Source organism: Atribacter sp. (assembly GCF_035418125.1).
Lineage (GTDB): Bacteria > Atribacterota > Atribacteria > Atribacterales > Atribacteraceae > Atribacter > Atribacter allofermentans.
The window spans coordinates 1-5,057 of the sequence record NZ_DAOLQM010000161.1 but is presented as its reverse complement, the minus strand read 5'-3'; the positions used below and the strand labels follow the sequence as shown (position 1 = coordinate 5,057).

Annotated in this window: 6 protein-coding genes and 1 pseudogene; 5 read left to right on the top strand and 2 right to left on the bottom strand. The window is 38.3% G+C overall.

Annotated features, from left to right (window positions below; translation table 11 throughout):
* The 5 genes from PLK24_RS08245 to PLK24_RS08225 all read left to right on the top strand — a co-directional run.
* A partial coding sequence (locus PLK24_RS08245) for an exodeoxyribonuclease VII large subunit (protein WP_324478061.1) occupies positions 1–542 on the top strand: 542 nt, incomplete at its 5' end.
* Positions 539–784 carry an exodeoxyribonuclease VII small subunit gene (xseB, locus tag PLK24_RS08240; protein WP_324478059.1) on the top strand — a complete coding sequence of 82 codons (246 nt, stop codon included), beginning with the start codon at positions 539–541 and terminating at the stop codon, positions 782–784. The genes PLK24_RS08245 and xseB, both read left to right, overlap by 4 nt.
* 120 nt (positions 785–904) lie before the next feature.
* Positions 905–1,081 (top strand): symporter small accessory protein, encoded by a 177-nt coding sequence (locus PLK24_RS08235; RefSeq protein ID WP_324478057.1) that lies wholly within the window; start codon positions 905–907, stop codon positions 1,079–1,081.
* A 30-nt stretch (positions 1,082–1,111) separates the two neighbouring features.
* Positions 1,112–2,713 (top strand): sodium:solute symporter family protein, encoded by a 1,602-nt coding sequence (locus PLK24_RS08230; RefSeq protein ID WP_324478056.1) that lies wholly within the window; start codon positions 1,112–1,114, stop codon positions 2,711–2,713.
* Positions 2,714–2,860: 147 nt separating this feature from the next.
* Positions 2,861–3,616, top strand: coding sequence for an alpha/beta fold hydrolase (locus PLK24_RS08225; RefSeq protein ID WP_324478054.1), 756 nt, complete (start codon positions 2,861–2,863; stop codon positions 3,614–3,616).
* Between the two features lie 583 nt (positions 3,617–4,199).
* On the opposite strand, the gene PLK24_RS08220 is transcribed toward PLK24_RS08225, so the two are convergent.
* Positions 4,200–4,820 carry an HAD-IA family hydrolase gene (locus tag PLK24_RS08220; RefSeq protein WP_324478053.1) on the bottom strand — a complete coding sequence of 207 codons (621 nt, stop codon included), beginning with the start codon at positions 4,818–4,820 and terminating at the stop codon, positions 4,200–4,202.
* 4 nt (positions 4,821–4,824) lie between these two features.
* Positions 4,825–5,057, bottom strand: a pseudogene (locus PLK24_RS08215) (oligopeptide ABC transporter ATP-binding protein); the annotation flags it as partial.

Here is a 5,057-nt window from a genome sequence, read left to right as displayed (position 1 = left end):
ACACCGTCGTAGACATGGTAGCTCATACCAAGAAAAAGACTCCAACTGCTGTTGCGGAGTTTATAATCTCTGGAGTTCGTCTTTTTGAAACTCAGATTGAAGACTTACAAAATAGTATAATCCGATACTCTGATCGATTATTGGAAAATTCCCGCTATTCGCTCCAAGAAAATCTCAACACTTTGAACCACGTTTTGAAAAATATTTTGTCATATTCTTTTTCAAAACATCAACTTTTAGTAATTCGTTTTTGTTTAGCCAGTCGTAAAAATTTTTCTGACCATCAAAATCGCTTGTCTTTGGTCTTACAAAAAGTAAATGCAGTTTTTTGGCAAAAATTCCAAGAGGCCAAGAACAAATATTTTCTCCTCGAACAGTCTATTTATCATTTTAATCCTGTAAATCTCATGAAAAGAGGGTTCAGTGTTGCCCGGATTAATGGAAACCTTCTTACCAGCATCAAACAAGCAAAATCAGGCCAAACTATCACAACACAACTTCTCGATGGATTAATATTGAGTAAGGTGGAGGATGAATCATGAACAAAAAAAATCAATTAAGCTATAAACAAGCTCTTGAAGAACTAGAAAAAATTGTCGATGAAATTGAAAATGGGGAAATTGATGTTGATCTTTTAGCCGAAAAGGTTAAACGTGCAACATTTTTAAGCCAAATTTGTAAGAGTAAATTGAAAAAGACTCAAGAAGAGCTTGATAAGTTGTTAAGTGAAATTGAAAAAGAGGATATCAAGCAAGAAGAAACCGAGTCTGAACCCTCCTTGTAAGCTATACAATTTATTATATTATTACCAATATATCTCTTTTTTATAAATTTTCTATTGTTTTTTCGCCTTCTTTTGCTACAATTGTCACAATTTAAATTTTTAACAAAAGGAGTGGGAAATATGCTGGGCTTCCATAACTTTACTATTGCTCTCGTTTATATCCTCTGCATTCTCAGTTCTCTGCTTTGTGTAATTTATGGAGCTATTAATTGGAATCGTGGGGGAGAAAGACCCAATGAACCGAAGAAAGTGATTGAGTGGCAACAAGAAGAAAGCAAAATTGAAGAAGGGCTCTAATTAATCTAACAAGGAAGGGAGGGAGAAGCAATGAACCAAATAGTATTGATACTATCAGTATTAATCTATTTATTATTAACCGGTTATCTTGGTTATCTTGGATTCCGTAAAACTCAAAATACTACTGATTACCTCTTGGCTGGGAGAAGCGCCCATCCCTATCTCATGGCCATGTCCTATGGAACTACCTTTATCAGTACTTCAGCTATTGTTGGTTTTGGTGGTGCGGCCGGTCTTTACGGGATGGGTATGCTTTGGCTCACTTTTCTTAATATTTTTGTTGGAATTTTTATTGCTTTTGTTGTTTTCGGCCATCGTACTCGATCCATGGGTCTTAACCTGGATAGCCACACTTTTCCGGAATTTTTAGGGAAAAGATATCAATCACGTTTTATTGAAATTTTCAGCGGTATTATGATCTTTGTATTCTTGCCAATATACATTGCCGCAGTTCTAATGGGTGCCGCTCAAATTCTATTGGTTAATTTCAACATCAGTTATGAAATGGCCCTATTCGCATTTTCAGCCATTGTGGCGGTTTATGTTATCATGGGTGGCATGAAAGGTGTCATGTATACTGATGCCATGCAAGGAACAATCATGTTGTTTGGAATGATTGTTCTGATAATCTTCACTTACTCCCGCTTGGGAGGCATTGTGAATGCCCATGATTCATTAAGTAAATTAAGCCCACAAATAATGGAGATTCTTGGTAGTCGGGGGCATCTCGGTTTCACTTCGATGCCTGCACTAGGAAGTAATCTCTGGTGGACAGTTGTGTCCACCATTGTTTTGGGGGTTGGAATTGGGGTTCTCGCCCAGCCTCAGTTGGTGGTTCGTTTCATGACGGTAAAAAGTAACCGCGAGCTGAACCGAGCAACCATGATTGGTGGAATCTTCATTCTGTTCATGACCGGTGTAGCTTTTGTGGTCGGCGCTCTGTCCAACGTCTACTTTTCACAAACCCAGGGACAAATATCCTTTTTAGCAGCCAGTAAGAACGTCGATTCCATCATTCCTCTTTTCATACAAAAGACCATGCCTGGTTGGTTTGGCATTGTTTTCCTGGTCACTCTATTTTCGGCAGCCATGTCAACCCTAAGTGGTCAATATCATACTATGGGTACTGCCTTGAGCAGGGATATTGTGGAAACGGCTCTTCGTCGGAAAACTTCCATGAGCTTAAGCCGTCTTGGTACCTCGATTGGAATTCTAATCGCCACTTTCGTAGCATGGGCCCTTCCCCGCTTTTATGAATCGGGAAATGCTATTATTGCTCGGGGAACATCGCTCTTCATGGGTTTATGTGCTTCAGCTCTCCTCCCGATGTACGTTGGTGGACTCTATTCTCGAAAAATAACCAAAGCTGGAGCTATAGCCGGTATGTTGAGTGGATTTTTTATAAGTATCTTCTGGTTCCTCTTTGTCCACGAAAGTGAATCAAAGGTGATTGGATTGGTCAATGCACTTTTTGGAAAACCAGCGCTTTGGGGTCATCCCTGGAATGTAGTAGACCCCATCGTTATCGCATTGCCTATTTCAACTGTGGTGACTATTCTTGTCAGTCTTTCTACTAAAAAAACTGAGGAATCCCATCTCCAATTATGTTTTAATGGATTCATAAAGAAATAAAAAAAATCTACAATTACTTTAAATATGTTATTATTTAAATATCGGGCATCAATCCTCTTGGTTTTTTATTATAATGATGCCCGATATTTTTTGGTTTCAATCCACCATGCACAGAAACTAACACATTTTCATATCAGGAGGAGTCCCATGCCTTTTTTTGAATATGATAGCTTGAAAGTCTTTTATCGAATTGAAGGCTCAGGAAAACCGCTTTTGCTTCTTCATGGAAATACTGTTTCATCAGAAATGTTTAGCCAAGATATAACCTTTTTTTCAAAAAATCGCTTGGTTATCGCCATAGATTCACCAGGATTTGGAAAATCTGATCGGTTATCACCCTTAAGAGATGATTTCTGGTATTACAATTCACAAGTAGCCTTGTCCTTATGCCAAGCCTTAAAACTTTCTCATTTTGATATCATTGGAACCAGCGGCGGATCAACAGTTGCCTTAAATTTAGCCATGCAGGGACCTAGCCTCGTCGATCACATAATCGCTGATAGTTCTCCTGGAAATCACCTCACTCAAAATGAAGTATCAGCAATCAAAGCTGGAAGAGAGCATTCCAAAAAAACACCCATGTCTAATTATTGGAAGAGTATCCACGGACCAGACTGGGAAAGAGTGATCGATCTCGATACCGAAATGCTGATTCGGGTAGCTGGCAACAAACTTCCTCTTCTGATTGGCGATTTATCTATAATTTCTGGACCAGTTCTTTTTACTGGAAGTTTAAGGGATGAAGCTATCTCGCATATTGAAGAAAAGGTTTCCGAAATAGCTCTTCAGATTAAAAAGTCATTGGTTCTCCTTTTTCCCAATGGATACCATCCCTTTCTCATAAGTCGAAATAAAGAATTTCGTCAAATCGCTATGAAATTCTTGAATGACGATTTATTTTAAATATCTTTGGTAGATTCTTAACCACGTTTAGCCTGTAAATCCATTTACTGACTTGATAAATCAAGCCTCTACCAAAGAATATTTTTTATTTAGGGGGGATAACAATTTATTACGCTCATTCTTTAATTAATGTAGCGATCTGCCTTGGCATATCGAATCTTGGGTTTTCATCATCAACCGATGCTGATAGGCAGCATGAATATCTATCCTGAAAATACCATCCAACAAATTCCCCCATTGAGGGGGGATTAAGGGGGGGGGTGTGCCTTTATTTCGTCATCCTGAGGCTTCGTTTTTCGAAGCCGTGAGGATCTCATCTTTTGATTCTTTCTTCATAAATCCTTTAAAGGATGAGATTCTCCCGTTACAAAATACGCTCCTCAGAATAGCGGAATGGATAAATTGAGATTGCCATGTCGCTTTGCTCCTAATAATTACGGAACAGTATAAAACTAAAATCCCCCCTCCTTTTTTAAAGGGGGAGCTTACTATTCCATCGTCTCTTCATGAGAGAGGGTTAGGGTGAGGGGGCAACTATTTTCCCATATTTAACCGATGCTGCCCTGTGACATGAAAGTCTATCCTACAAGCTCAATGCTTCTTCGAGAGAATTAATCTTAAAATCAGCAAAATCGCATTCTAAACCATCATTCAAATTAATGAAAACCGTTTTAATTCCGGCCTCTCGACCGGCCTGTATGTCGAGGATTCGATCTCCAATCACCAAGGTAGATCCCTTTTTTAACTGATATTTTTTTACCAGATAATTAAAGGCTTCTGGATTTGGTTTTCGTTCATATCCATCATTGCCGGTTATAATTTCAGTAAAAAGTTGCCTCATTCCATAATGATCAAGAAAAGCATAAAGAGAAGGTGATTCCCGATGGCTGACGATAAAGTTCCTGCCTCCCTGTTGAACAATCTGGCAACAAACCTTCACGGCTCCTGAGATAGGTGGTTGCTCGTCTAAAGAATAGGATTGGCGAATTTCTAAATATCTTTTAAAGAACAACTCTCCCAGTAGGTAGCGATCTTGATAATAATCAATCGTTTCAGCTATCGATTTTTTCATAAAATACAGCAAAGTATCAGGTTTTTCTTCTATTCCTAATTCTCTCAAAGCTCTTTGGAAGGCTTTTACCATCACCGGATAGGTATCAAACAGGGTTCCATCAAAATCCCAAATATATTCAGTATATTTCATTGATTTATCCCTCTGGAACGATATCCAGGTTTCCATTTTTAAGTATTCCTATTGAGTGGGACATATATTGAATTACTTCAGGATCATGAGAAATAAAAAGATATCCCAAACCATGGTTTTTTTGAAGTTCACGAAGAAGAAAAAGAATTTGTGCTTGAACTGATATATCCAATGCTGAAGTAGGTTCATCTAAAACGATAAACTCAGGTTTCAACAACAAAATCCGAGCTAAAGAAA